Raw genomic sequence first — 25,550 nt, 5'->3', positions numbered from 1 at the left:
TGTAGTAATAAAAACTAAAAGAAAGTATATTTATTTACCGATACAAAAATTAGCGAAAATATTCCCTAAAAGTTCATCATTCGTCACCTGTCCCGTAATCTCCCCGAAATGATATAACGCCTCACGGATATCGATAGCGAGCAGGTCGCCTGAAATGCCGGCTTGCATTCCATGTTGCACCTTCTGAATTTCTTCCAAAGCCTTGAGTAAGGCATCATAGTGGCGGCTGTTGGTCACAATGGTCTCGTTGTTGCGCAAGGCTCCCGTGTTTACAAATTCCAGCAGTTTGTCTTTCAGGGTTTCTATGCCCTCGTTTTGCTTGGCGGAGATAAACAGCAGGTTGTCGTATTCCAATCCTTTTGCAATTTCTTCTTTATTAGCCAGGTCTATTTTGTTGGCCAGGATAATAAGCGGTTTCTGCGGGAATTTGTTTTTGATCTTTTCGAGCTCTACGGTAATAGTCTTGCTGTTTTCTACGAAATGGGAGGCATCGAAAAGGTAAATGACCACCTGAGCTTGCGTGATCTTTTCAAAAGTCTTTTTTATCCCTATACTTTCCACCACATCTTCCGTTTCCCGGATTCCGGCTGTATCGATAAAGCGAAAGCCGATACCGCTTATCACCATTTCGTCCTCGATAGTATCGCGGGTAGTCCCGGCGATGTCGCTGACAATGGCCCTTTCTTCATTGAGCAAGGCATTGAGCAAGGTGGATTTTCCCACGTTGGGAGCCCCTACAATAGCTACGGGGATACCATTCTTAATGACATTGCCCACGGCAAACGAATCGATCAGCCGTTTCAGGACCAGTTCTATACGCTGCAGTAATTCTTCGAACCGGCTGCGGTCTGCAAACTCGACGTCTTCTTCGGCAAAATCGAGTTCCAGCTCTATGAGGGAAGCAAAGTCCAGGAGTTCCTGACGAAGTTTTTCGATTTCCCCGGAAAATCCGCCGCGCATCTGCTGTATAGCTACCTGGTGCGAGGCTTCATTGTCCGAAGCGATAAGGTCGGCCACAGCTTCGGCCTGGCTGAGGTCGAGTTTTCCGTTCAGGAACGCGCGGAGTGTAAATTCCCCGGCATTGGCCATACGGCAGCCGTTTCGTAAAAAAAGCTGGATGATCTCCCTTTGGATATAAGGCGAACCGTGACAGGAAATTTCTATGACATCTTCGCCGGTATAGGAATGTGGATTTTTAAAAATGCTGACCAATACTTCGTCCAAAACTTTTGGGCCGTCAACGATATGCCCCAGGTGAATGGTATGGCTTTTTTGTGCCGATAGCTCTTTTCCTTTGACAGAACGGAACTTTTCACCTGCAATGCGGATGGCATCTTTTCCGGAAAGCCGGAGGACCGCAATGGCTCCGGCACCGCTGGGGGTGGCTAAGGCTATGATCGTATCGTTTGGCAACATGGCTTTTTCTTTGATGCAAAAGTATTTAAAATTAGCCAATTTGCCGTACTGCCGTTTTTTCGTTTTGAACATCGTAAAAAACCGGAAAATTGTATATGTCATAAATGAAGGGGCTATAAATTTGCTTTTTTTAAATCTTAATCTGTTATGTCTAAAAATGCTTCTGTTTATTCCGGTTCGGATGCCGGAGTGGAAAAGACGGTTTTTCCCGTATTGTTCGCCCTGAGTTTTTCGCATATGATGAACGATACCCTGCAATCTCTTATTCCTTCCATTTATCCGTTGGTGAAGGAATCTTTTAAACTGAGTTTTGCCCAGGTAGGGCTTATTACACTTACTTTTCAGCTCACGGCTTCACTACTGCAGCCCCTGGTAGGACTATATACCGACAAGTACCCGAAGCCGTATTCCCTGGCCATAGGGATGGGGTTTACCCTGATCGGGCTGGTAGTCCTTTCCATGGCTTCTCATTTCGGAATGGTATTGCTGGCAGTAGGACTTATAGGAATGGGGTCGTCCGTATTTCACCCGGAAGCTTCACGTATTGCCCATATGGCATCGGGCGGAAGACATGGTATGGCACAGTCTCTTTTCCAGGTAGGAGGGAATGCCGGGAGTTCCATGGGGCCGTTGCTGGCCGCGATGATCATAGTGCCGTTCGGGCAGTTTTCGGTGATCTGGTTTACCCTGGCAGCTTTACTGGCCATTGTTGTACTGTCCCGTGTAGGGTATTGGTATAAGAACAACCTGCACCGGTTCTCTGCTAAAAAGAAAAGAACGAATGATCAGGCCCTGGGGCATCGCTTATCGAAAAAACAGGTAACCTGGTCTATTGTGGTATTACTTCTTCTTATTTTCTCGAAGTACATCTACATGACCAGTCTTACCAGCTATTATACGTTTTACCTGATGGATAAATTCGATGTGTCCGTACAGGCCTCACAGGTATATTTGTTTGTATTCCTCTTTGCCATAGCTGCCGGTACGTTTTTCGGCGGGCCGCTGGGTGACCGTTTCGGACGAAAATATGTCATCTGGTTCAGTATACTCGGGATAGCCCCTTTTACACTTATGCTCCCCTATATGAACCTGTTCTGGACAGGAACACTTACGGTACTTATCGGGCTGATATTGTCCTCGGCTTTTTCAGCTATACTGGTCTATGCCCAGGAACTCATTCCGGGTAAAGTGGGCATGGTGTCCGGCCTGTTTTTCGGTTTTGCTTTCGGTATAGCCGGGATAGGTTCGGCTATACTGGGCGATATTGCCGATGCCACCAGTATAGGTTACGTATTTAAAATGTGTTCCTTCCTGCCGTTGCTGGGATTGCTCACGGTATTCCTGCCTTCGGAGAAAAAGAAAAGGGTAGAAGTGTAGGCATTATATATTATAAAAAGTCCCGGCTGTTTACAACAAAGCAGCCGGGACTTTTTGATTAGTCCGGGTTAAAGGACTAAAAACCTCGCAATTTTTGCAGCACTTTAATAGTGCGAAAAAATTTTGGTTTGGTGACTAAGTTAATAGGTTATTAAGTAGTGTCCCGTACAGGTATAGTCTAAATAACGGAATAACCTAATAACCGACAATTAAAGAGTTATTTTTATCAAAACCTCGCATCTTTCAATGCAGGGTGGTTTAGGATGATCTGTATTTATGACCTCTAAGAAACTGTATTCAGGTAGTCCAATACATTTTTCTCAATACGCGCTTCGATATTACTGATGTTGGCACGTTGGAAAGCTTCTCCGGTGATCTGCTCATAGAGCTCAATATAACGCTCAGATACGGAATGGATATATTCGTCAGTCATCACCGGGATCTGCTGGCCTTCTTTACCCTGGAAACCGTTTTCAATCAGCCATTGGCGAACGAACTCTTTAGATAGCTGTTTCTGTTTTTCTCCCTTATCCTGGCGTTCCTGGTAACCATCGGCGTAAAAGTAACGGGAAGAATCCGGGGTGTGGATTTCGTCGATAAGAACAATTTTGCCGTCTGCCGTTTTTCCGAATTCGTATTTGGTATCTACAAGGATAAGTCCCTGTTCGGCGGCAATTTCGGTCCCGCGTTGAAAAAGTGCCCTGGTGTAGGCTTCCAGTTGAGTATAATCTTCTTCGGAAACAATACCTTTTTTCAGGATGTCTTCTCTCGAAATATCTTCATCATGTTCGCCGTTATCGGCTTTGGTGGAAGGGGTGATGATCGGTTCCGGGAACTTGTCGTTTTCCTTCATCCCTTCCGGCATGGATACGCCGCATAGTAATCGCTTTCCGGCATGGTATTCCCTTGAAGCATGGCCGGACAGGTAACCACGGATCACCATTTCCACCTTAAAAGGAGTGCATCGATGTCCTACGGCTACATTAGGGTCCGGGGTGGCGATAAGCCAGTTCGGTACGATGTCTTCCGTAGCCTTCATCATTTTGGTGGCGATCTGGTTCAGTATCTGCCCTTTGTAGGGAATTCCCCTGGGCATAACCACGTCAAAGGCCGAAAGCCTGTCCGTAGCTATCATAACCAAAAGATCGTTATTTACGGTATATACTTCGCGGACCTTGCCTTTATAGACATTTTTCTGTCCCGGAAAATTGTAGTCGGTAGCAGTTATAGTGTTGTTACTCATGTTATGACAATAGGATTTTGCCGCAAATATACGGGAAAAGTTGATTAGTCCGGGGCTTCGATACACCCTTTGCTTCGCTCGGGCACTCAGCCGCCTTTGCTTATGCTTTTTGTAGCTGTTTTAGATTTTTAAGACCCTCTTCAAAATATTAGAACGGCACAGAGGTGGTTTAGTGGCGGCCTTCAGGCCGTTGTATCGAAACCACCGTATCAACTATTAGTATGTTCGATCTCCTTGTAAGCCTCAATAATATTTTTCACCAGCCTGTGGCGTATCACGTCTTTATCATCCAGGTAAACCATGCCGATACCGTTGATATCTTTCAGGACGAGCAAAGCCTCCTTCAGTCCGGAGATCACTCTTCTGGGCAGATCTATTTGTCCCGGGTCGCCGGTAATCATGAACTTGGCGTTTTTCCCCATACGGGTGAGGAACATTTTCATCTGGGCGTGGGTAGTGTTCTGGGCTTCGTCGAGAATAACAAAGGCATTGTCCAGCGTACGGCCTCGCATAAAGGCCATAGGGGCAATTTGTATGATGCCGGTTTCGATGTAGTTCTGCAATTTTTCCGAGGGGATCATATCGCGCAGGGCGTCGTAGAGCGGTTGCATATACGGGTCTAGTTTTTCCTTGAGGTCCCCCGGCAAAAATCCGAGATTTTCCCCGGCTTCCACGGCGGGCCTTGTGAGGATGATACGCTTTACCTGTTTTTCTTTAAGCGCTTTTACTGCCAGGGCCACCCCGGTGTAGGTTTTTCCGGTACCGGCCGGGCCTATGGCAAAGACCATATCGTTATTTTTCATCATATCCACCAGGCGCTGCTGGTTTACGGTCTGGGCCTTGATAAGCCTGCCGTTTACCCCATGAAGCAATACCTGTGCATTTGAGAGCATCGGCGACTCATAAGCTTCTTTATCATCGCCGGTAAGGATACGTTCTATGGTATTTTCGTCCAGTTTGTTGTATTTTCCGAAATACATGACCAGCATGTCCAGGCGTTTTTCAAATTCTTCCAGCAGTTCCTCGTCGCCATAAGCTTTTATTTTGTTGCCGCGTGCTACGATCTTTAATTTCGGGAAGTACTTTTTGAGCAGTTCGATGTTAATGTTTTGCTCGCCGAAGAATTCTCTCGGGCTGATCTCGGTAAGTTCTACTATTATTTCGTTCAAAAGCTGTTGGGTTTGATTAATCTTTATTTCACTTTCCGGGAGAAGGACCCTGTCGCCGTAGGGCGAACCATATCCGGGGTTCTGCTTCTCAAAACGATGGTTATTCTTCTATAAAGATACTACAAAAAAGTGTGCTTTGCTATATGGTTTATCCCCTACTTTTTTAGTACGTTTGTGCTTCATATACCCCTTGAAGAGATAAAGGCATAACAAGATTATTTTCTTGCTAATTTACACAAAAAAAGCATCGGTACTATTTTATGGCTATAATAAGTTTAACTACGGATTTCGGGGAGAAAGACCACTTTGCAGGGGCCATCAAAGGAGCTATTTACAGCGAGACCGAAGACGTGAAAATTGTGGATATATCGCATTCCGTGAGTCCGTTTAATGTACAGGAAGCGGCGTATATTCTTAAAAATGCCTATAAAAATTTCCCCAAAGGGAGTGTTCATGTTTACGGTGTGGATTCCGAACGCAATCCGGAGAACAGGCATATAGCCGTGTTGCTGGACGATCATTATTTTGTCGGGGCGGATAATGGCGTGGTGTCGCTTGTGGCAGGGGAAAGGAAGCCGGATAAGATCGTGGAGATAAATATTTATAACGACCTGGATACCATTTTCCCCTCTATGGACGTTTTTGTTAAGGTGGCATGCCACATTGCAAGGGGAGGTACCCTGGAAGTAGTAGGGAAACCCATAACCGAACTGAAATCCCTGAAAACCTTTATCCCGATCGTTAACACGGAGCAGGACCTGGTGACCGGACATGTGATCTATGTAGACAATTACGGGAATGTGGTGACCAATATTTCCAGGCAGTTGTTTGAAAATATCAGGAAGGGAAGGGATTTTGAATTATATGCCCGGAATTACCGGTTTGAAAAAATATATAACAAATACAGCGATATCGTCAATTTTACCGTGGAAAAGCCCAAACGGAATGATGACGGCCGGCGACTGGCAGTATTTAATTCGGCCGGTTATGTGGAACTGGCCATTTACCGCAGTAACCTCGAAACCGTGGGAGGGGCGTCCAGCCTTCTCGGACTGAGTTACCGGGATGTGGTGACAATACGGTTTTTATAACACTGTTGGATCATGGTATTCTTTTGGCATCATTGGAAGAGAAAATATATACCGGAAAAATTAGTAAATTGCATAAAAATACAGGATTATGGGAAGTTTAGCAATGTCAAATAAAATCTTGGATAAGTACTTCAGGTATTTGGAAGAGCTGGATAATAAAGCAAAAAAGAGATTGATTGCCAGGCTGACTAAATCTTTAAAATCCGACTCCGGAAAAAAGACAGATCTTCATACTTTTTTCGGAGCCTGGGAAGATGACAGGGATTCCGATACCATTATTGACGACATCAGGACTTCGCGGGTAGAAAAGAAAGATACGGAAAATTTATAATGAAATACCTTCTGGACACCAACATATGTATTCATTTTTTTCGGGGTAAATTCAATCTTATTCAAAAACTGGAGGATATAGGTTTGGAAAATTGTGCTATCTCCGAAATAACATTAGCAGAACTTGTCTTTGGAGCAGAAAATAGTCCGAACCCTCAAAAAAATTACAAGCTAATCGAAAGATTTTCCGAACGCGTTACGGTTTTACCTCTCTTTAATGCTATTTATGTATACGGAAAGGAAAAAGTAAGGTTGAGAAAAAAAGGAAGGATGATAAGTGATTTTGATTTATTAATTGCATCTACGGCAATCGCCAATGATTTAATCATGGTTACGGAAAATATCCGGGAATTTGACAGGGTAGAGGAGATTAAGATTGAAAACTGGATAAAAAGATAAAACTTTCCGTAGATAAGTTAAATCATGTTCGCAATATTTAAAAAAGAAATAACCTCATTTTTTGCTTCTCCCGTAGGATACCTGGTCATTGCCATATTCCTGGTACTGAACGGACTGTTCCTGTGGTTGTTTAGCGGAGAGTACAATATACCGGACTCCGGTTTTGCCGATCTTACCGCATTCTTTCAACTCGCACCCTGGATACTGCTGTTCCTTATTCCGGCGGTGACGATGAAAAGCTTTTCCGATGAAAAAAAACTGGGGACGCTGGAGCTTTTGTTTACCCGGCCTTTACATGCCTGGCAGATCGTCCTGGGGAAATATTCCGGGGCATTTATCCTGGTAGTTATTGCCTTGCTTCCCACCTTGCTCTATGTGCTTACGGTGTGGAAACTGGGGAACCCGGAAGGTAACCTCGACACAGGCAGTACCCTCGGGTCTTATTTCGGGCTGCTTTTCCTGGTACTGTCTTATACGGCAATAGGTATTTTTGCCTCAACCCTGTCCGAAAACCAGATCGTGGCCTTCCTGGTTTCCGTATTTGTGTGTTTCCTCTTTTATTACGGCTTTGAGGGGCTCTATGTATTGGGATTGGGAGAAAGTATTTCGGCCCTGGGGATGAAAGCCCATTTCGACAGTATAAGCCGGGGTGTCCTGGATACGCGCGACATCCTGTATTTCCTGTCCGTCGCTTTCTTTTTTCTGTTTGTCACCACTATCAAACTGAAAAGCAGTCGCGATTGATGATAAGGATAAATGAGAAAAAAATAACGATATAAAAAAATAATAATCTCTCCCCTGTAGGGGGAGATACCACAGGCAGAGGGGGTGTAACCCGACAGCATACATTTAAATGAACAAAAAAAACAGTTTACATATAATCGGAATTTTGTCGCTACTCATAGTATTGCATTACCTTTCTTCGGTATTCTATGGCAGGTTCGACCTTACGCAGGACAAGCGCTATACGCTTTCCGAAGCATCGTTAAAGCCCCTGGAAAAGACGGAGGGCCCGATTTTTATCGATGTTTTCCTCGGAGGAGACCTTCCCCCGCAATTCCGTAAACTTCGGGACGAGACCAGGCAGATCCTTGAAGAATTTGCAGCAGGGAATAAAAATATACAGTTCAACTTTGTCGACCCGCTGGAGGATGAGGAAAATTCCGAAGCCATTATACGCGAATTACAGTCCATAGGGCTTACCCCGCTGAATTTTTCCGAGGAAAAAGGGGGGAAGGTTTCCAGGGAAATACTTTTTCCTTGGGCACTGGCCAATTACGGGGACCGTAGTATCCGGGTGCCCCTGCTTAAAAATAAGCTCGGAGCTACGGATGAAGAACGCGTGAAGAATTCGGTCCAGCAATTGGAATACGTATTTGCCGAAGCCTTTGCCAAACTGACCATCACGAATAAACAAAACATAGCGGTACTGAAAGGCAACGGCGAACTGGACGATATTTATATGGCCGACTTTCTGACTACCCTTCGCGATTATTACAACCTGGCTCCCTTTACGCTCGATTCGGTGGCTGTTTCTCCGCAAAAGACGCTTCGGGAACTGAAAAAGTACGATATGATACTGGTGGCCAAGCCTACGGATGCCTTTTCGGATGAGGAAAAAGCGGTATTGGACCAGTATATTGTGCACGGCGGAAAATCCCTTTGGCTGATAGACCAGGTGAATGCGGAAATGGATAGTCTGTACAACGAATCGGGAAGGACTTTTGCCCTTCCGAGAGACCTGAACCTGGGCGATATGTTCTTTTCCTACGGGGTTCGGATAAACCCGGTATTGATCAACGACCTGTATTTTACCCAGATCGTCATGGCAACGGGAGAAGGCAATGCTTCACGCTATGACCCTTATCCGTGGTACTATGCGCCTATGGTTATTTCAAAAGACAGTCATCCCGTAAATAACAATATAGAAGCAGTCCGTTTCGATTTTGCCAATGCTATAGATACATTAAAAAATAATATTAAAAAAACGATATTACTCAGCAGTTCGCCCTTGTCCAAAACTGTTGCAACACCTGTGGAGATAGACCTGGATATTATTACCAGGGAACCGGACAAAACAAGCTATAATAACGGAAGCCAACCGATGGCTGTTTTGCTGGAAGGAAAATTCAATTCCGTATACAAAAACCGGGTAAAACCCCTCGACCTGGAAGATAACCGGGAAGCAGGAGAGGAGACCAAAATAATCGTTATTTCGGATGGAGACCTTATCAAAAATCAGCTCAACAACGGCCGTCCCCTGGAACTCGGTTATGACAAATGGACGAATAACTTTTACGGGAACAAGGAATTTCTGAAAAACTGTGTCAACTACCTGCTGGATGAAAACGGACTGATCTACATCCGAAGCAAAGAAGTGACTATTCCGTTCCTCGACAAAGAAAAAGTGGCGGCGGAAGATACGTTCTGGAAAATAATAAACCTCGGATTACCACTTGTTCTCCTGGCAGGGTTCGGTATCGTGTTTACGTATATGCGAAAGCGGAAATATTCCCGCGTGAGGATTGCTTCATAGTCGATTTTACGAAATATACGATAAATGCCGAAAACAAATATCTTTAACGTGATGTTTTGCTATTGGTGAGCATGGATACGATAACGTACAGCAATATGATTACCGGGATTGCGGCAAACCGGATAATGGCCAGTAACAGAATGCAGAGCATCAGAAAAATATACTTCACCGCATTTTTCTTAAATCCCCAGGTCTTGAATTTTAATGCGAATAGCTTAACCGGGGCGTTTAGCATGTAGCAACTCAGAAAGGTAATGGCGATTAGTACCCAGGTATTGCGGATAACGGAGATGGTCATGTCATTTCCCTGGTAGGCCAGGATAAGGGGGAGCGAAAGGATGAACAGGGTATTGGCCGGTGTCGGTAATCCCGTAAATGAGGTTTGCTGATCGTCATCGATATTGAATTTGGCGAGCCTGTAGGCAGATGCAAGTGGAATAAGCAAGCCCAGGAAAGGGATGAATCCCATAGGGGTGGAGAGGTCTATACTTATCCCTTGTCCCCACGAACCCGGGTCCAGGCTCAATTGCAGGAGGTGGTACATCACAATACCCGGTACCACACCGCTGGTAACCATATCCGCCAGAGAATCCAATTGCAGCCCTATGTCACTCTGCACCTGTAATTTTCTTGCCGCAAAGCCGTCAAAGAAATCGAAAAAGATACCGAGAAACACAAAAAAAGCAGCGATCACCGTATTGCCGGTAACAGCGAGTATCACCGCAATGGTACCGCAAAACAGGTTGAGTAAGGTGAGTATGTTTGGAATATGTTTTTTCATCAGTCAGAAAGTTTTTGTAAAAATACAAGTTTAGTAATAGCTTAGTATAAATATTGGTATGATTTAATACAAGTTAAGTGTACCTGGTATAAATTCAATATAAGTAATTAGTATTATTTCATACGGATTTCGTTAAACTTTGGTAACTTGCCCGTGGAATAGCAAAAGGTTCGTACCGGACCGGAAATACAGTAAAGATGACAAAAAATAATTTTCTTCTGGCCTTGTCTTCTGGCCTGTTACTGGCAGCCGGGTGGCCTGTGAACGGTATTCCCGTACTGCTGTTCGTAGCCTTTGTGCCGTTATTACTGGCGGAAAAAAATATCCGTACTTCCGATGTCCGGAGAAAAGGGCTGAAAGTATTTGGTCATGCCTATCTGACCTTTGTGGTATGGAATGCCATAACGACCTGGTGGATATGGTATTCTACAGGTTTCGGAATGACTTTTGCCATCCTGGTCAATTCCCTGCTGATGACCGTCGTATTCTGGATATTCCACCTGGTAGCGCGGAAACTGCCGCCAAAGATTCACCTGGTGTTTCTTCCGGCAATGTGGATGGCTTTTGAAAAGTTTCATCTCAACTGGGATTTCTCCTGGCCCTGGCTCAATCTCGGTAACGGTTTTTCCGAATATCCAACCTGGATACAGTGGTATGAATACACCGGGACTTTCGGGGGTAGCCTGTGGATATGGATCGTAAATATAGGTGTGTTCAAAACGGCAGCGCATTTTATGCAGAGAAAAGATCGAAAACTCCTGGGGCGGGGTATTGCTAAAAATGTACTGGTAATTGCTATTCCGGTTGTTATTTCCCTATTTATTTACGGTAATTATGAGATTCCGGAGAAAAAAGCGGATATAGTGGTTTTACAGCCCAATGTAGACCCGTATAGCGAGAAATACGGAATACGGAATGAAGTGGTAGCCGGGAACCTGACGGAACTGGCAAAAGGGTTTGTGGATAAAAAGACCGATTATCTTATAGCTCCGGAAACAACACTTTCGGAAGGAGTAAATATAGATGGGTTTAAGCGATCCCGCGGTAAAGCCATATTACAGCAGATGTCCATGCGGTACCCCCGGTTGCATATTATCACCGGAGCGGATTTTTATCGTCGTTACGGGGAGAGTGAAAGACCGACACCAACGGCAAGCAGGATAAAAGGGGGCGGATGGTTTGATGCCTATAATGCCGCTGTACAAATTGATAATACGGATAGCCTTCAGTTCTATATCAAGTCAAAACTGGTCGTAGGCGTGGAGAACCTCCCTTTTAAAAATATCCTGGAGCCCCTTTTGGGGAATATAATGATCGATCTGGGGGGTACCGTAGCTTCGAGGGGAGTACAGAAGGAACGTTCGGTATTTACTTCGGAAAACGGAACGGCCGCACCCATTATCTGCTATGAATCCATTTACGGCGAATTCGTTACGGGTTATGTAAACAAAGGAGCAGATTTTCTGGCGATCATTACCAACGATGGCTGGTGGAGTAATTCACAGGGACATAAACAGCACCTCAGTTACGCGCGATTACGTGCCATAGAAACCCGGAGAAGTGTGGCGCGGAGTGCCAATACGGGAATTTCCGCTTTTATAAACCCCAGGGGAGAAGTATTGCAAATCCTGCCTTATGAAACGAAAGGGGCACTCCGAGATGAAGTGACCCTTAACGATGAAATTACTTTTTATGTAAAGTATGGCGATTATATAGCCAGGCTTTCCGTAATGGTTTCTGTTTTGCTGATACTTTATGCCCTTGGTAAGAAGAAAACAAAAGCAATTTAACAATACGAATTTCGATTATAGATTTACAAAGAAAATATTCCGGAATCGGACCTCGTAAATCTAAAATCGTAACGTTTTCCTTCAATTTTTCCTGACACTTCCGGATACTGATTTTCCGGTAGAAACAGATTGTGGGTTGCCGGAATAACGAATGTCCCCGCCGCTGCTGGCGCTGGCTACGAGGTCTTTGGTCACATGCAGGTATATATCCCCGCCGCTGCTCGCTTTGGCATCACATTTTGCGACTTCCAGCTCACCGGCTTTAATAGAACTTCCGCTGCTTGCCCTGGCATGCATGGAGTTGGCACGGCCTTTAATACGGATGCCTGAACCACTGCTGGTATCGCAGGAAATATAATCTGCTTCCGTTTCCAGGCGGATGGCGCTTCCGCTCGAAGATTTCAGTTCCAGTTTGTTTGCCTGCAACAGGTCTTCCACGAATATATCGGCGCCGCTGGATGAGGCAATGGCCTCGATTTCGGGAGCACTTACATATACCTTTTTGGATTTGGATGTACCTATGTTCTTATCTGTATATATATGTAGTTTGTCACCTCGTACCTCGGTGTGGATAATGTCCAGCAAATTTTCATCGGCTTCGACGGTTATGCTGTGGGACTTGTCCTGCCGGATATAAACATCCAGGCCGTTACTTGCTTTTACAGAGGTAAACCCCCCGGAAACGGAGGATGTTCTTTTTTCGGTTTGTACATTACCGTTTCCGGATACTCCCATAATACTACCGAACTGGCAGGAGGATAGTAAAAAGGAGAGAGCTGCTGCGATCAGAAATTTGACGATTGTGGTCATAATATTCGTTTTTTTGGTTGATAGATGATTATTAATGGATGATTTCTCGCTGTTATTTCGGTTACAAAATTGTAATATTATTCATGGTCCGTATAAATTTTGTTTCTGAGTTGTGTTTTTTTGTTGATGAACTGTTATACTGTGGTATCTTTTTTATTTCCGGCCTTAATGCGGATACCACCTTTGTCTATCTTCATTTCGAAATTATCGCCGTTTTCATCTTTGATATCAATATCGATCCCGTTGGAATCTATCCGGATTCTTTCGTCTTTATCGAAGTCTGTTTTTTCTTCGTCCTGTACTTCTTTCTCTTCGCAGTCAAGGCAGAGAAGTTCTTGTTTTCCTATTTTCCAGTAATGTTCCGGAAGATCGTAGCTGGAATATCCCATGTTGTTGGCATTCCTGTGACCCAGTTTTCTGCGCAGAGAGGGAGCCGGATAAATAACGGTGCCTTCGGGTAAGGACAGGGTAATTTCCACTTCCTGTTCCCTGTACTTGTTTGCGTAATCCGTAAGCAGGTAATCCGGGAAGTAGAGTGTGTTGTTTTTCAGGGAAAAGTCGTATTCTATTTCCGCTGCCTTTTGCCTGGCTTTCTCATAACTGCTGCTCTCCGCACTCTTGTGTATCTTTACTCGTCCAAGGGAATCTTCGGAAGTGGAGAAATTGATCCTGACATCTTCCAGGTACAGTTTTTTATTACCGTTGTTAATTACAATATCAAAGCGATCGTTATAATACCTGTCATCCCAGGAGTCGTAACTTTCCGCTTCTATCCAAAGCGTGTCGGACATGGGAGAGGAAAGTTGCCTGGTTTCCGTGGAACTGGCGGTAAATGCCTTTTCCGTAGCCTGTTTGATCCCCATTATCGTGAGACCGATCATGGAAATTAGCCAGAGGGCGAGCAAAACATATTTTGCAGTGTTTCCTATGGATTTCAGGTTGTTTACCAGTATTTTCAACCCGAGAAGGAACAGGAAGAAAAAGGGTATCCCGATAGCAAAGAAAGTAAGCAGCGATGCCAGCCAGACAGGGATTCCGGTAGTGTTTAATACTTCGATATAATGTGTCCACGGCCCTTCGATAAAACCTACGGAGCCAACGGTAAACAACCCGATAAACAGCCCAATTAAGGTGGTAGCGGCACATAGGATGAGAATGATGCCTATAAACTTGGCAAACACATTGACAAGTATCGTCATAACATCTCCCAGGAAGTCAAAGAAAGTCCTGGAACTGGACTTTACCTTATTGCCCATTTTCTTATAATCTACGTTCTTTACTTTTTCGGAAACTTCGTCAAAGCCTTCCCGTACCTTTTTCTCGATGTTGCTGATGTTTACCGGCTCGCCTTTCATGGCCAGTTTCTGTGAAGTGGTGGAAGCCTCGGGCACAAGAATCCAAAGGAGAACATAGATGATTATACCGGAGCCTACTCCCGCTACCACCAGCAATATCCATAAGAGGCGTATCCATATGGCATCCACCCCGAGATAGTGTCCCAGTCCGGAAGAAACCCCTCCGATGTATTTATCGTCCGGGTCACGGAAAAGTTTTTTGTTTGTCCTTTTATGACTTTGCGAAGCAGAGGAAGAAGATGAGGAAGAAGCTTCCTGGTCTGACTGATCTTCAAAGATCTCATCATCTACAAGATAATCTTCCGGTTGTCCCATAATGGTGATAACTTCTTCCACTTCGGCCATGCCTACAACCTGTCTTTCATTCTGTATTTTTTCCGAGAAGAGTTCCGCTATACGCGCCTCGATGTCGGCAATGATCTCGTCACGGCCCTGCGAGTCGGTAAAGGAACGCTTTATAGCATCCAGGTAATCCCGGAGTTTTATATAGGCATCCTCGTCAATATGGAAGAAAAGTCCGCCCAGGTTTATATTTGTCGTCTTATTCATTGTCTGAGGTTTTTTGGCTTGTTACGATGGTTACTGCGTTGTGTAGTTCTTCCCAGGTGGAAGAGAGTTCGTTTAAAAACAATTTTCCTTTGTCGGTCAGGGCATAGTATTTACGCGGTGGTCCGGAAGTGGATTCCTCCCAGCGGTAATTCAGCAACCCTGCATTTTTAAGTCTTGTGAGTAGGGGGTATATCGTTCCCTCTACCACAAGCATCTTTGCGTCTTTGAGAGTTTCCAGTATTTCGGAGGCATACTTGTCCCGGTCCCTGAGGATGGACAGGATACAGTATTCCAGAACTCCCTTCCGCATCTGCGCTTTTGTGTTTTCGATATTCATGAGTTCATAAATGCTTTAATTAACTGTTCGTTTTTTGATGATGTATGATGATGATGAATGATGGACTTATTTAATGAAATTTATGGTTAACGGATACCGGTATGCTATACCCTCGTGTGCCCGCATGGCGGCGATGATGGTGCATATTACATTGAGCAGGAAGAGACACAGGCTCAGTAAGCCATACACTCCCCAAAGTATAAAATGCTCGCTATGGTTAAAAATATGCCGAAAACCGGTTTCTATATTGATGTGATTAAATTCCGTAAAGGAATTGAAACCGATAAAATCCCATATAGTGAAAAATGCCAGGGGTAATACCGCTATGCCCAGAATAATACTGTAGAGCAATATGCTTACCTGAAAATTAACGGCCTGCTTTCCGTGATGTTCTACAAACGGGGATGTCTTTTTGTTGGACATCCACAGTACCAGCGGCAGCAGGAAATTTCCGAATGGTATAAAGTACTTGGAAAAGGTAGAAGCATGTATAATTGCCGCTACGTTTTTATGATTTTGAGAGATAGTCGATTCCATAACCTATTATTTTCTTATGCAAATATATATCTAAAAAAAGGTATTATGCAAAACATAGTACTGTAAATTAACATAATATTAACATTTGTAATGAAGTTATAACCAGCTAATTTGTGGGTTTTTATGTGTCCTCGGATGTAGTTTGAAGAGACTTAAGGTCTTGTGAACAGAGGGGTCACCAGGTTATGGCCGGTAATATAATTATCCGGGCAAACGCATTATATAGGATAGCAGCGGTAATCTGTAAGCGGTAACCGTGTTACGGTTCGGGGTAGAGGAGTCCCGATAATATCGGGATGGAGTTGGAGGTATTATTTCTTTGTTACAGGTTACAGGTTGCAGGTTGCAAGTTTGGGCATTGGGCATGCCTGAATATGGTTGCCTTTTTTCTGGTTAATAATTAATCGTTACTATTGGTTTTTCTTTTGGGGCTAGCCCCAAAAGAAAGGTTTCATATTCTTCTGGTTTCATATTTTTTAATGAACCATGTGGCCGCAGTGTATTGTATTTATACACCACTTGGCCAACCAGGCGTTGGGCTTGGTTTAAACTCAGGATACCTGCCTACCGGATAGGCAGGAACGGCAGGTTACAGTTTATTAGAGGTGAAATAAATACCGGCAAACCGGTAACTGACAACTCAAAGATATGTCCCCAAACTTGCAACCTGCAGCTTGTAACCTGGAATTTTAAACGTTGCAATTATAGTTTTTTTAATACGTTTGCCCTGATATAATTATCCGGGGGATATCCCCGTAACAATATTTTCAATACCTTGTAACATAAAAAGCAGATGTATGGAAATTAGCCCTCGAAAGTTGAATACGTTTACCATGTTCAAATTACCTTCAGCCTGGTTCTGTGGGGTTCGTGTACGGCATATGGATGAAAAGAGCTGTGTGGTAACCGTGCGTCATCGCTGGATAAACCAGAACCCTTTTAATTCCATGTTCTGGGCCGTTCAGGGTATGGCGGCGGAATTGTCTACCGGGGCCATGGTGATGACCAAAATACAGGCAAGCGGGAAAAAAATATCCATGCTGGTGGCCAATAACAATGCCAATTTCTCCAAAAAGGCAAAAGGGAGGATCACCTTTACCTGCAAGGATGGCCAGCTAATTGAAGAAGCTCTTCATAACACCGTCGAAACAGGAGAAGGGCAGACCTTCTGGATGCAATCGGTAGGTACCGATGAAAAAGGGGATGTGGTTTCCACATTTAATTTTGAATGGACGGTGAAGGTGAAGTAGTTTTAGAAGGACCGTCAGATCATGGAGTTTGGACGTTGATGGATGCTGTCGGATTTGCGATTATATGTTTTCCGAAGGAAAATGTATCGAAGCAACCGGGCAAGATCAGTCCCTGTTACTGTCAAAAGAACGCTTTCCACCGAGTATTTCGAAGAAGAGTTTGAAATCGGATATAAGGCTCCAGAGCGGATATTTGAAGGTCGCAGGCTTATTCTTTTCAAAAAAAGCATGCCCGATCCACGCAAATCCATAACCCACAACCGGAACAAAAAGCCATTGCCAGCTACCACCGGTCGCAATAAAAACAACAACCAGGACAAAAACCAGGAACGTACCGGTAAAATGGAGAATACGACTGGTTTTATTCCGGTGTTCCGTAAGGTAGAACCTGTAAAATTCCGGGAATGATTTTATCCTTTCTTCCATGGCAAAAACAACTTGAAAACAGCTATAAAAGGTACGAAAAAAAATGATAAGTTATATGTAATCAGTCTGTTATTTTTCTCGGGATGCCTTTGGAAAGCCTGGCCAGAAGTTCGTAGTTGAGCTGGTCACTATATTCGCTGAACGATGCTATGGACATATCGTCCTGGCCCTGGGGACCGATCATCATTACTTCATCTTTTTTTTTGAGGTTGGTAATTTCGGAAACGTCCACGATCATCATGTTCATGCCCACAGTACCAATTACCATACATCTTCGACCGTGTATCAGCACCCGTCCCTGGTTGCTGAGAGAACGGCTGTAGCCGTGGGAATACCCTACGGGTACTACAGCGATCTTCATTTTTTGCCGGGCCATGAACGAGGTGCCGTATCCTATAAAATCCCCGGTTTTGACCTTTTTAATGCTCATGACCTCACTTTTCCAGGAAATGACCCTGTGCAGGGGATCGGTTTTAATCTTTCGCTTGTTCAGAAAGCTGACAAAGGTCTCCGGGCTGGGCCATAATCCGTATTGCATAATACCTATACGTACCATATCCATACGGGTTTCCGGGTATACCATTGCGGCGGCGGAGCATGCAGTATGCCGCATTTCCGGGGTAAGTCCTTCCTTGCCGAACAGGCTGTGTACTTTTTTATAAACTTTTATCTGTTCCGTAACCCGGTAATAATTGGCCACACTTTCCGCCCCGGCGTAATGTGTGCAGAGCCCTTTAAAATTAAGGTGTTCCTTTTCGTTTTGTAACAACCGTATGAGTCCGGGTATTTCCCGTATATCGAAACCGGTACGGTTCATGCCGGTCTCCACTTCGATATGTATCCCCGCTTTTTTGTTCAATTTCTTTGCTGCCCTGACGGCTTTTTGCAGCCGGCCCTTTTCAAAGACAAAAAAGGAAACGTCATTGGCGACGGCCCAGGATATGGCATCGTCTTCCATAAAGCCCATGATCATCACCTCCGTGGTTTTTTTCGTGACCTCCTTTACCTTTCTGGCTTCGTTGGAATCGAAAACGGAGAAGTGGTCTATACCGCAGAGAGATGCCATATGAACAAATTCCTTTATACCATGGCCATAGGCATTACCTTTGACCACAGAAGAGATCTTAACATCCCGGCCGAAAGTCCTTTTCAGGAAATGCAGGTTTTTTTTCAGTGCGGAAAGGCTTAGTTCTATAGTAGAATTGGTGTGCATATTATTTGTCGGAAGTTACTTTTTGAATTATTTCGTAAAACATTTGCACCCCTATGGGAATTATCCCGTCCGGAAAATCGTAATCCGGATTGTGCAGGGCAGGGGTGCTTTCTCCCGCTCCCAATCCGAACAATGCCCCCGGATATTTTTTGGTAAACAAACCGAAGTCTTCGCCCCACCCGAAAGGAGTCTCTTTTTCATACAGATCGAACCCCTGTTCTTTGACCACTTCACGTATCCATTGCGTTGCTTTCGGATGATTTTCATTTGCGAAAAACTCCTGGGTCCAGGAAATATCTTCTTTCAGCCCGTATTGTTGTGCCGTATCCCTTGCGATCTTTTCGGCGTTTTTGGCCGTGTTTTCCATCCGGTTGTTGTCTTTACAACGAATGGTAAAATGGACTTCACCCTCTCCGGCGGAAATACCATAGGCTTTTTTACCCATCCGGAGGTGTATGGGCGTTACCTGGCAGAAGTCGTCCGAAGCTATATCCGGCTGTACCAGGGCCTGGAATTTATCGATGATATCGGCAATAGCGTAAGCGGGATTAATACCTCTTTCCGGCTCGCCTGCATGGGCCGTTTTTCCCTCCAGTGCAATAATTATGCTATGAACAGCCGGAGTAAACACTCCTTCTTTAATAACGATCTGTCCCTCAGGAAACGAAGGAAGGTTGTGCAGGGCAAAAACGTAATCCGGATTCATATCTTTAAACCTGTTGTCGGCAAGAACGTTCTTTGCTCCGTTACCATCCTCTTCCGAAGGCTGGAACAGCAGGACGACCTTTCCCTTTTCCGGGCGATGGTGGTGCATGAGTGTGGCCAATCCGGCAACCATAGCCATATGGCCGTCGTGGCCGCATTTGTGGGAAACACCCGGACTTTCCGAACGATGAGAAAATGTATTGACTTCAGGGATTGGCAAAGCATCCAGTTCGCAGCGGATGAGTATGGTCTTTCCCTTTTTTGGTCCTTCGTAAATAGCGGCTATCCCGGTTCCGCCCAATTGCTCTACAATCTGGTCCGGAGCGTGTTCACGGAGGAAAGACAGGATTGTTTTTGCCGTTTCATGCTCCTTTCCCGATACTTCCGGATGGCGGTGCAGATATTTCCGGAGCCGGGTAAGTTTTTCCATATCTATCTGGATTTCGGTCTTCATAAAGGATATTTTTTCAGGGAAAACCTGGGTTGTAACGGATATCTGTCCTACTAAAATAATAAATTAAGATAGAACGGAACAAGGATCGGGCAGAAAAGTCGGTTTTCCGTATTTTTTCCGTATTTTATTGGCAAACAAATACTTTTGCTATGAAAATATCCCTGAAAAATCTCAAACAATTCGCATTGCCCATCCTGGTCTTTATCGCTTTCCTCACCATTTCCATACTGAAAACTACATTTTACGACATGAGTCCGGAAATAGGGAGGATCATGGAAAAAGCGGGAGCTATTCTGCTCATTGCGAGTTTTGCCTGGGCGGCGATAGTGGCTACAGGTATTGCTAAAAAGATATTTCTGCGACATACGGACATAACTGTTGCAGATAACCTGCATTCCCGTAAACTCTATACACAGTATACCATTATCGAAAGGATTATTGTGTTTATTATTATTCTCGTAGCCATTGCCCTGGTGCTTATGTCTTTTGAAAATATCCGAAAGATAGGTATCAGCATTTTTGCATCGGCCGGGGTAGCAGGTATCATACTCGGGCTTGCGGCACAGAAAGTTTTCGGTTCCATGCTTGCCGGTCTGCAAATAGCCTTTACCCAGCCCATACGTGTGGACGATGTAGTTGTCGTAGAAGGCGAATGGGGCCGTATCGAAGAAATTACCCTTACTTATGTGGTCATAAAAATATGGGACCTGCGAAGACTGGTGGTGCCGTCCACCTATTTTATTGAACATCCTTTTCAGAACTGGACACGTACAAGTGCCGAACTGCTGGGAACGGTCTTTATCTATACCGATTATTCCGTGGATTTTGACCGGATCCGGGAAGAGCTTACGCGGCTTCTGGAAAGTTCGCGATTATGGGACGGTAAAGTAAATGTACTTCAGGTCACCGATGCCAAGGAAAACAGGGTAGAGGTACGTGCCCTGATGAGTACCCGGAATTCTTCGGACGGCTGGGACCTGCGGGTGTATGTCCGCGAACACCTGCTGCTTTTTCTGCAAAGGGAACTTCCGGACAGTCTTCCCAAGACCAGGGTGTATGTGGAGAATGACAAACCGGAAAGCCAGAATTCCGGTACAGCGCTAACATCTTAACATTATACTACAAAAATACTTGTCAATTTTTCGGTTGCAGACCGGTACCGTATTTCGTCCCTTTGCTTTAAAATGGAAATCATGAGTAAATACGAAAAATTTTTAGGGTTGCATCATCAGCCCGAACCTTTACTTCTCGGCAATGTCTGGGATGTGAAAAGTGCTGTGATAATGGAACAACAGGGATTCAAAGCCCTCGGGACATCGAGCGCTGCCATTTCTCATATGCTGGGATATGAAGACGGGGAAAACCTGTCTTTTGACGAATTGTTATTTGTGGTAAAGCGGATCGCCGCAAAAACCAGCGTACCGTTATCCGTCGATATGGAAGGAGGATACGGTAGGAAGATATCCGAAATCATCGGGAACCTGGAAAAACTCTACGCACTGGGAGTTGTAGGGATAAATATAGAGGACTCCCGCGTGGAAAAGGAGAGAACATTGCTTTCCGCCGAAGATTTCAGCAATTATATCCGGGAAATAAAAGCATACCTGGACCGGAAAGATATGAATATGTTTATCAATGCGAGAACGGATACTTTTCTCCTCAGAATCCCCTCCGCGCCGGAAAAAACGGTGAGAAGAACAAAACTATACGAAGAGGCCGGAGCGGACGGCGTGTTTGTACCCTGTATCGTTAAGGAAGAAGATATACGGCGTATTGTATCCGCTACCGCTCTCCCGGTGAATGTTATGTGTATGCCCGGTTTACTTCCTTTTGACCTGTTGGCCGGATTGGGGGTCAGGCGGATAAGCATGGGGGATTTTGTGCATTCCCGTTTAATGGATATATTTAAACATCAGGCAGACAAAATACGGACGGATGGTTCGTTTAAAAACATATTCGAAAATGCTGGTAACAGAGAATGATAAAATAGAACGGTTTTACAAAGCCCTTATAGAAAGGGATAGTAGCTATCTGGGAACCTTTTATGTGTGTGTAAAGACCACGAGGATATTTTGTATTTCTACCTGTCGTGCCAGGAAGCCTAAACAAGAAATCGTATTTTTCTGTACTTCTGCCAAAGATGCCCTGCTGCACGGTTATCGCCCGTGTAAAGTATGTTGTCCTACGGAAAATGTAGATGAACCTCCTGAAGATGTAAAAGAACTGATGCGAATGACCGCGGCAAATCCTGAAATGAAAATTTCGGACGGAGACATTCGGCAAATGGGATATACCCCGGAAAAAATACGCAGGTGGTTTAAGAAACATCACGGCCTTACCTTCCAGGCATACCAGAGGATGATCCGGGTAAACACGGCGTTTGTCGAATTAAAAAACGGTAACCGGGTAACGGATTCTGCTTTCGGTTCGGGCTATGAATCCTTAAGCGGCTTTGGTTCGGCATTTAAAAATATTTTCGGGGTTTCCCCGGAAGACGCTTCCGGAAGAAATGTTATTTATATGCACCGGTTTACCACACCGCTGGGGCCTATGTTTGCCTGTGCTACGGATGAAGGTCTTTGTCTTTTGGAATTTACAGACCGCAGAATGCTGGAGTTTGAGTTCCGGGATCTGTCCAGCCGGTTGCGGGCAGTTATTATTTCCGGCAGTAATGTCCACCTGGAAGCTACAGAGCAGCAGGTAAGTGAATATTTCAGGGGAGAGCGAAAAGAATTTGATATACCCCTGCTAACTCCCGGAACGGATTTTCAGCAAAAAGTATGGCAAAAGCTTATTGAAGTACCTTATGGAACTACCAGTACTTACGGGCGACAGGCTGTGGTTATAGGGCAGCCCACTGCTACCAGGGCGGTGGCAAGGGCAAACGGCTATAATCGCATATCCATTATTATCCCCTGTCACCGGATAATCGGGGCGGACGGACAGCTAACCGGTTACGGGGGAGGTATTCCCCGAAAACAATGGTTGCTGGAACATGAAAAACAAAGCAAATAAATGGCAGGAGCTGTAACAATTTTGTTTTTCTTTATACTTATATTGTATTAACCTTAGAAATAAAACCAATGACAGCACACGAAATTGATTACCATATTTACGGCGAGGAAATGCAATATGTGGAAATAGAGCTGGACCCGAAGGAAGCCGTTGTTGCCGAAGCAGGCAGCTTTATGATGATGGATAACGGTATCAGCATGGACACCATCTTCGGGGATGGTTCTAACCAGGACAGGGGCGTGCTAGGAAAACTGTTCTCTGCCGGAAAGCGCTTATTGACCGGGGAGAGTCTTTTTATGACTGTTTTCCTGAATGCGGAAACCGGAAAGAAAAAGGTAAGTTTTGCTTCTCCCTATCCGGGAAAGATTGTTCCCATAGACCTTACCAATTACGGTGGTAAATTTATTTGTCAGAAAGATGCTTTCCTCTGTGCGGCAAAAGGGGTGAGTGTCGGGATTGAATTTTCAAAGCGCCTGGGGAGAGGTTTCTTTGGGGGCGAAGGTTTCATTATGCAGAAGCTCGAAGGAGATGGTATGGCCTTTGTCCATGCCGGGGGAACTATGGCTAGAAAGGAACTTGCTCCCGGTGAGGTTTTAAAAGTAGATACGGGTTGTATCGTAGGCTTTACCAAAGATGTCGATTACAATATCGAATTTGTAGGCGGAATAAAAAATACTGTCTTTGGAGGCGAAGGACTTTTCTTTGCCACGTTACGTGGTCCCGGAGTGGTATATATACAATCGCTTCCGTTCAGCCGGCTTGCCAGCAGGGTATGGGCAGCAGCGCCACAAGGAGGAGGAAAGGATAAAGGAGAAGGAAGTGTACTCGGTGGTCTCGGAGATATTATCAGTGGGGATAACCGGTTTTAAAAATGTGATAATGTGATAATTCGGTAATTCGATAATTTGATTGGTCTCAAAATAATTCAAACTATATAGGCACTTTCAGAATTAAATAAACATTTGTAATTCAGCGGATTAATCCGTAATTTAGAGAAACAAAACCCCGAAAATTGGCCAAAGTGCCAAAAAACGGGGTTTTTCTTTTACGGATACGGATGAAATTACAAAGAATCTCGGAATTACAGCACACTTTTTCGTCCCGATAGTTATCGGGATTATCTTCTACGGAACAATTAACAGCCTATCGGGAACGCTTTTTTGAGAGTGATCTGGGGAAAATCTACCAGGCTATCCCCTGGGATGAGTTAGTCAGGGAATTTGGTTTGAAGCCTTGCGGTAAAGGCCCTCGTTTTATGTTCAGTCCCCGCGGGCGGATCGCTTTAATGGTTTTAAAACATCATGCGGGCTGTTCGGATCGGAAACTTATCGAACAACTTAACAGCAATATCGATTACCAGTTTTTCTGTGACATCCACCTGGGACTTAGCCGCATTACCAATTATAAGATCGTGAGCCAAATCCGCTGTGAATTCTCCAGGGTATTGGAGATCGATACGTTGGAAAAGGTGTTTTATGATCATTGGAAGCCCTATATGGACGAAGCTGAAAAAGCTGTCGTAGATGCCACCTGCTATGAGAGTGAAGTACGTTACCCCACCAATCAGAAACTGCTCTGGGAAGCTGTGGAGTGGCTTTACAAAGCCCTCAGGCGGCTATGCCGGGCCCTGGAGGTGAAGTTGCCCCGTAGCAAATACCTCAAATGGAAGAAGCGTTATATTGGTTACAGCAAGATGCGCAAGAAAACGGTAAAGAAACGTCGCTCGCTCACCCGGGCATTACTCCGATTGCTGGATAAGTTCCTGAGTTTTGAAAAGCAGTTGCTCAAAAGGCACGCCGTCGAACTACCCAAACGCTATTATAAGACCATAAACATTATCCGGAAGATCTACCAGCAGCAATTAAACCTGTTCACCACCGGGGAAAAGCCTAAAGGTCGTATTGTGAGTATCGGCAAAGACTACCTGCGTCCCATTGTCAGAGGCAAGGAGATTAAGAAAGTAGAGTTTGGAGCCAAGGTCAACAAACTACAGATAGACGGCATTAACTTCATAGAACTAATCAGTTTTGATAACTTTAACGAAGGCACCCGGCTGAAGAGTTCCATGTATAAAGCACAACGCCTCACTCGAAAAAGGCTCAGGGTTCTTGGTGCCGATGCCATTTACGCCACCAATGCCAATCGCAGGTTCGTTACTAAGCATGGTATCAAGACCGATTTTAAGCCCAAAGGGCCTAAAGGCAAACACCATAAACAGCAAGCTCAACTCAAGGGACAAATTACCAAAGAGCGGGCTTCCAGGCTGGAAGGCAGTTTTGGTAAAGAAAAGGAACATTATTACTTGAAAAAGATAAAAGCCAAAACCAGGGCTACAGAAATCCTGTGGATCTTCTTCGGCATCCACACGGCTAACTGTCTGGAAATCGGTAGGCGTATGGCTAAGCAACCCCATCAGCAAGCAGCCTGATATGTTTTTAGAATAAGAGCGAAAACTACAGGATACCTATGTCTTTTTGGTACGACAATCCGGCTAAAACACCTAAAGTATCCTCAAAAAATAAAAAACTCCGGTGATCCATATAAAATCACCAGAGTTTGTTGTCTATTTTTTGGGAAATTAGCTTACTTCTGAAAGCGCCTATATACTTTAATTTCTAAAAAGTATAGGTTAGGTTATTATTTTATTGATTTTAAGAGTGTTGCCTAAATAACTCAATAACCCATTAACCAAAAGGTAATTTTATCGTTTGTCAAAACCTATGGATGTCAAGGCGATGGTAGTTTAGTTACTGACAGGTAATGACTT

General features: G+C 44.5%; 25 protein-coding genes. 13 read left to right on the top strand and 12 right to left on the bottom strand.

Annotated features, from left to right (window positions below; translation table 11 throughout):
• Nucleotides 1-30 precede the first annotated feature (30 nt).
• On the bottom strand, nt 31-1,416 hold the full coding sequence (mnmE, locus tag ACVBDU_RS06065; protein WP_447178899.1) for a tRNA uridine-5-carboxymethylaminomethyl(34) synthesis GTPase MnmE: 1,386 nt from the start codon (nt 1,414-1,416) through the stop codon (nt 31-33).
• A 147-nt stretch (nt 1,417-1,563) separates the two neighbouring features.
• Between mnmE and ACVBDU_RS06060 the strand changes: the two genes are divergently transcribed.
• Entirely contained in the window at nt 1,564-2,793 is a 1,230-nt protein-coding gene (locus tag ACVBDU_RS06060) for an MFS transporter (RefSeq protein ID WP_447178865.1), read from the top strand.
• Nucleotides 2,794-3,076: 283 nt separating this feature from the next.
• On the opposite strand, the gene ACVBDU_RS06055 is transcribed toward ACVBDU_RS06060, so the two are convergent.
• Together ACVBDU_RS06055 and ACVBDU_RS06050 are read right to left on the bottom strand one after the other, a co-directional pair.
• A complete protein-coding gene (locus ACVBDU_RS06055; protein ID WP_447178864.1) occupies nt 3,077-4,036 on the bottom strand; it encodes a phosphoribosylaminoimidazolesuccinocarboxamide synthase in 960 nt (319 codons plus the stop codon).
• Between the two features lie 209 nt (nt 4,037-4,245).
• Nucleotides 4,246-5,205 carry a PhoH family protein gene (locus ACVBDU_RS06050; RefSeq protein WP_447178863.1) on the bottom strand — a complete coding sequence of 320 codons (960 nt, stop codon included), beginning with the start codon at nt 5,203-5,205 and terminating at the stop codon, nt 4,246-4,248.
• A 260-nt stretch (nt 5,206-5,465) separates the two neighbouring features.
• Between ACVBDU_RS06050 and ACVBDU_RS06045 the strand changes: the two genes are divergently transcribed.
• The 5 genes from ACVBDU_RS06045 (at nt 5,466) to gldG (ending at nt 9,561) form a co-directional block, all read left to right on the top strand.
• Entirely contained in the window at nt 5,466-6,296 is an 831-nt protein-coding gene (locus ACVBDU_RS06045; RefSeq protein ID WP_447178862.1) for an SAM hydrolase/SAM-dependent halogenase family protein, read from the top strand.
• 88 nt (nt 6,297-6,384) lie between these two features.
• The gene (locus tag ACVBDU_RS06040) at nt 6,385-6,627 is read left to right on the top strand and encodes a hypothetical protein (protein ID WP_447178861.1); all 243 of its coding nucleotides are present in this window, start codon (nt 6,385-6,387) and stop codon (nt 6,625-6,627) included.
• On the top strand, nt 6,627-7,025 hold the full coding sequence (locus ACVBDU_RS06035) for a type II toxin-antitoxin system VapC family toxin (RefSeq protein ID WP_447178860.1): 399 nt from the start codon (nt 6,627-6,629) through the stop codon (nt 7,023-7,025). The genes ACVBDU_RS06040 and ACVBDU_RS06035 overlap by 1 nt, the downstream gene beginning before the upstream one ends.
• 24 nt (nt 7,026-7,049) lie before the next feature.
• Nucleotides 7,050-7,769 (top strand): gliding motility-associated ABC transporter permease subunit GldF, encoded by a 720-nt coding sequence (gene gldF, locus ACVBDU_RS06030; protein ID WP_447178859.1) that lies wholly within the window; start codon nt 7,050-7,052, stop codon nt 7,767-7,769.
• A 145-nt stretch (nt 7,770-7,914) separates the two neighbouring features.
• The gene (gene gldG, locus ACVBDU_RS06025; protein ID WP_447178858.1) at nt 7,915-9,561 is read left to right on the top strand and encodes a gliding motility-associated ABC transporter substrate-binding protein GldG; all 1,647 of its coding nucleotides are present in this window, start codon (nt 7,915-7,917) and stop codon (nt 9,559-9,561) included.
• Between the two features lie 43 nt (nt 9,562-9,604).
• On the opposite strand, the gene ACVBDU_RS06020 is transcribed toward gldG, so the two are convergent.
• Nucleotides 9,605-10,342, bottom strand: a complete 738-nt coding sequence (locus tag ACVBDU_RS06020; protein ID WP_447178857.1) for a CDP-alcohol phosphatidyltransferase family protein — start codon at nt 10,340-10,342, stop codon at nt 9,605-9,607.
• A 197-nt stretch (nt 10,343-10,539) separates the two neighbouring features.
• Between ACVBDU_RS06020 and lnt the strand changes: the two genes are divergently transcribed.
• A complete protein-coding gene (lnt, locus tag ACVBDU_RS06015) occupies nt 10,540-12,132 on the top strand; it encodes an apolipoprotein N-acyltransferase (RefSeq protein WP_447178856.1) in 1,593 nt (530 codons plus the stop codon).
• Nucleotides 12,133-12,213: 81 nt separating this feature from the next.
• On the opposite strand, the gene ACVBDU_RS06010 is transcribed toward lnt, so the two are convergent.
• The 5 genes from ACVBDU_RS06010 to ACVBDU_RS05990 all read right to left on the bottom strand — a co-directional run bounded on the left by ACVBDU_RS06010 (nt 12,214) and on the right by ACVBDU_RS05990 (nt 16,275).
• Nucleotides 12,214-12,942 (bottom strand): head GIN domain-containing protein, encoded by a 729-nt coding sequence (locus ACVBDU_RS06010; protein WP_447178855.1) that lies wholly within the window; start codon nt 12,940-12,942, stop codon nt 12,214-12,216.
• Between the two features lie 134 nt (nt 12,943-13,076).
• Nucleotides 13,077-14,846, bottom strand: coding sequence for a PspC domain-containing protein (locus tag ACVBDU_RS06005; RefSeq protein WP_447178854.1), 1,770 nt, complete (start codon nt 14,844-14,846; stop codon nt 13,077-13,079).
• Nucleotides 14,839-15,183, bottom strand: a complete 345-nt coding sequence (locus ACVBDU_RS06000) for a PadR family transcriptional regulator (protein WP_447175715.1) — start codon at nt 15,181-15,183, stop codon at nt 14,839-14,841. Before ACVBDU_RS06000 ends, ACVBDU_RS06005 begins: the two co-directional genes overlap by 8 nt.
• A 66-nt stretch (nt 15,184-15,249) precedes the next feature.
• A complete protein-coding gene (locus ACVBDU_RS05995; protein WP_447178853.1) occupies nt 15,250-15,720 on the bottom strand; it encodes a DUF4870 domain-containing protein in 471 nt (156 codons plus the stop codon).
• Between the two features lie 393 nt (nt 15,721-16,113).
• Nucleotides 16,114-16,275, bottom strand: coding sequence for an integrase core domain-containing protein (locus tag ACVBDU_RS05990; RefSeq protein WP_447178898.1), 162 nt, complete (start codon nt 16,273-16,275; stop codon nt 16,114-16,116).
• A gap of 242 nt (nt 16,276-16,517) precedes the next feature.
• Between ACVBDU_RS05990 and ACVBDU_RS05985 the strand changes: the two genes are divergently transcribed.
• A complete protein-coding gene (locus tag ACVBDU_RS05985; RefSeq protein ID WP_447178852.1) occupies nt 16,518-16,970 on the top strand; it encodes a DUF4442 domain-containing protein in 453 nt (150 codons plus the stop codon).
• A 105-nt stretch (nt 16,971-17,075) separates the two neighbouring features.
• Here the strand turns inward: ACVBDU_RS05985 and ACVBDU_RS05980 are convergent, their stop codons facing one another.
• The 3 genes from ACVBDU_RS05980 to ACVBDU_RS05970 all read right to left on the bottom strand — a co-directional run bounded on the left by ACVBDU_RS05980 (nt 17,076) and on the right by ACVBDU_RS05970 (nt 19,768).
• On the bottom strand, nt 17,076-17,396 hold the full coding sequence (locus tag ACVBDU_RS05980; protein ID WP_447178851.1) for an Mpo1-like protein: 321 nt from the start codon (nt 17,394-17,396) through the stop codon (nt 17,076-17,078).
• A gap of 61 nt (nt 17,397-17,457) precedes the next feature.
• Entirely contained in the window at nt 17,458-18,609 is a 1,152-nt protein-coding gene (gene alr / locus ACVBDU_RS05975; protein WP_447178850.1) for an alanine racemase, read from the bottom strand.
• A gap of 1 nt (nt 18,610) precedes the next feature.
• Nucleotides 18,611-19,768, bottom strand: coding sequence for an amidohydrolase (locus ACVBDU_RS05970; protein WP_447178849.1), 1,158 nt, complete (start codon nt 19,766-19,768; stop codon nt 18,611-18,613).
• A 149-nt stretch (nt 19,769-19,917) separates the two neighbouring features.
• Between ACVBDU_RS05970 and ACVBDU_RS05965 the strand changes: the two genes are divergently transcribed.
• The 5 genes from ACVBDU_RS05965 to ACVBDU_RS05945 all read left to right on the top strand — a co-directional run bounded on the left by ACVBDU_RS05965 (nt 19,918) and on the right by ACVBDU_RS05945 (nt 25,211).
• Nucleotides 19,918-20,880 carry a mechanosensitive ion channel family protein gene (locus tag ACVBDU_RS05965; RefSeq protein ID WP_447178848.1) on the top strand — a complete coding sequence of 321 codons (963 nt, stop codon included), beginning with the start codon at nt 19,918-19,920 and terminating at the stop codon, nt 20,878-20,880.
• 81 nt (nt 20,881-20,961) lie between these two features.
• Nucleotides 20,962-21,750: an isocitrate lyase/PEP mutase family protein gene (locus tag ACVBDU_RS05960; RefSeq protein ID WP_447178847.1), complete on the top strand. Its 789-nt coding sequence runs from the start codon at nt 20,962-20,964 to the stop codon at nt 21,748-21,750.
• The gene (locus ACVBDU_RS05955) at nt 21,731-22,783 is read left to right on the top strand and encodes a bifunctional transcriptional activator/DNA repair enzyme AdaA (RefSeq protein WP_447178846.1); all 1,053 of its coding nucleotides are present in this window, start codon (nt 21,731-21,733) and stop codon (nt 22,781-22,783) included. Before ACVBDU_RS05960 ends, ACVBDU_RS05955 begins: the two co-directional genes overlap by 20 nt.
• A gap of 68 nt (nt 22,784-22,851) precedes the next feature.
• The gene (locus ACVBDU_RS05950) at nt 22,852-23,652 is read left to right on the top strand and encodes a TIGR00266 family protein (RefSeq protein WP_447178845.1); all 801 of its coding nucleotides are present in this window, start codon (nt 22,852-22,854) and stop codon (nt 23,650-23,652) included.
• 302 nt (nt 23,653-23,954) lie between these two features.
• Nucleotides 23,955-25,211, top strand: a complete 1,257-nt coding sequence (locus tag ACVBDU_RS05945) for a transposase (RefSeq protein ID WP_514372379.1) — start codon at nt 23,955-23,957, stop codon at nt 25,209-25,211.
• Nucleotides 25,212-25,550 lie beyond the last annotated feature (339 nt).

Source organism: Sinomicrobium endophyticum, assembly GCF_052983315.1.
This window is presented reverse-complemented; position numbering and strand designations above follow the sequence as displayed.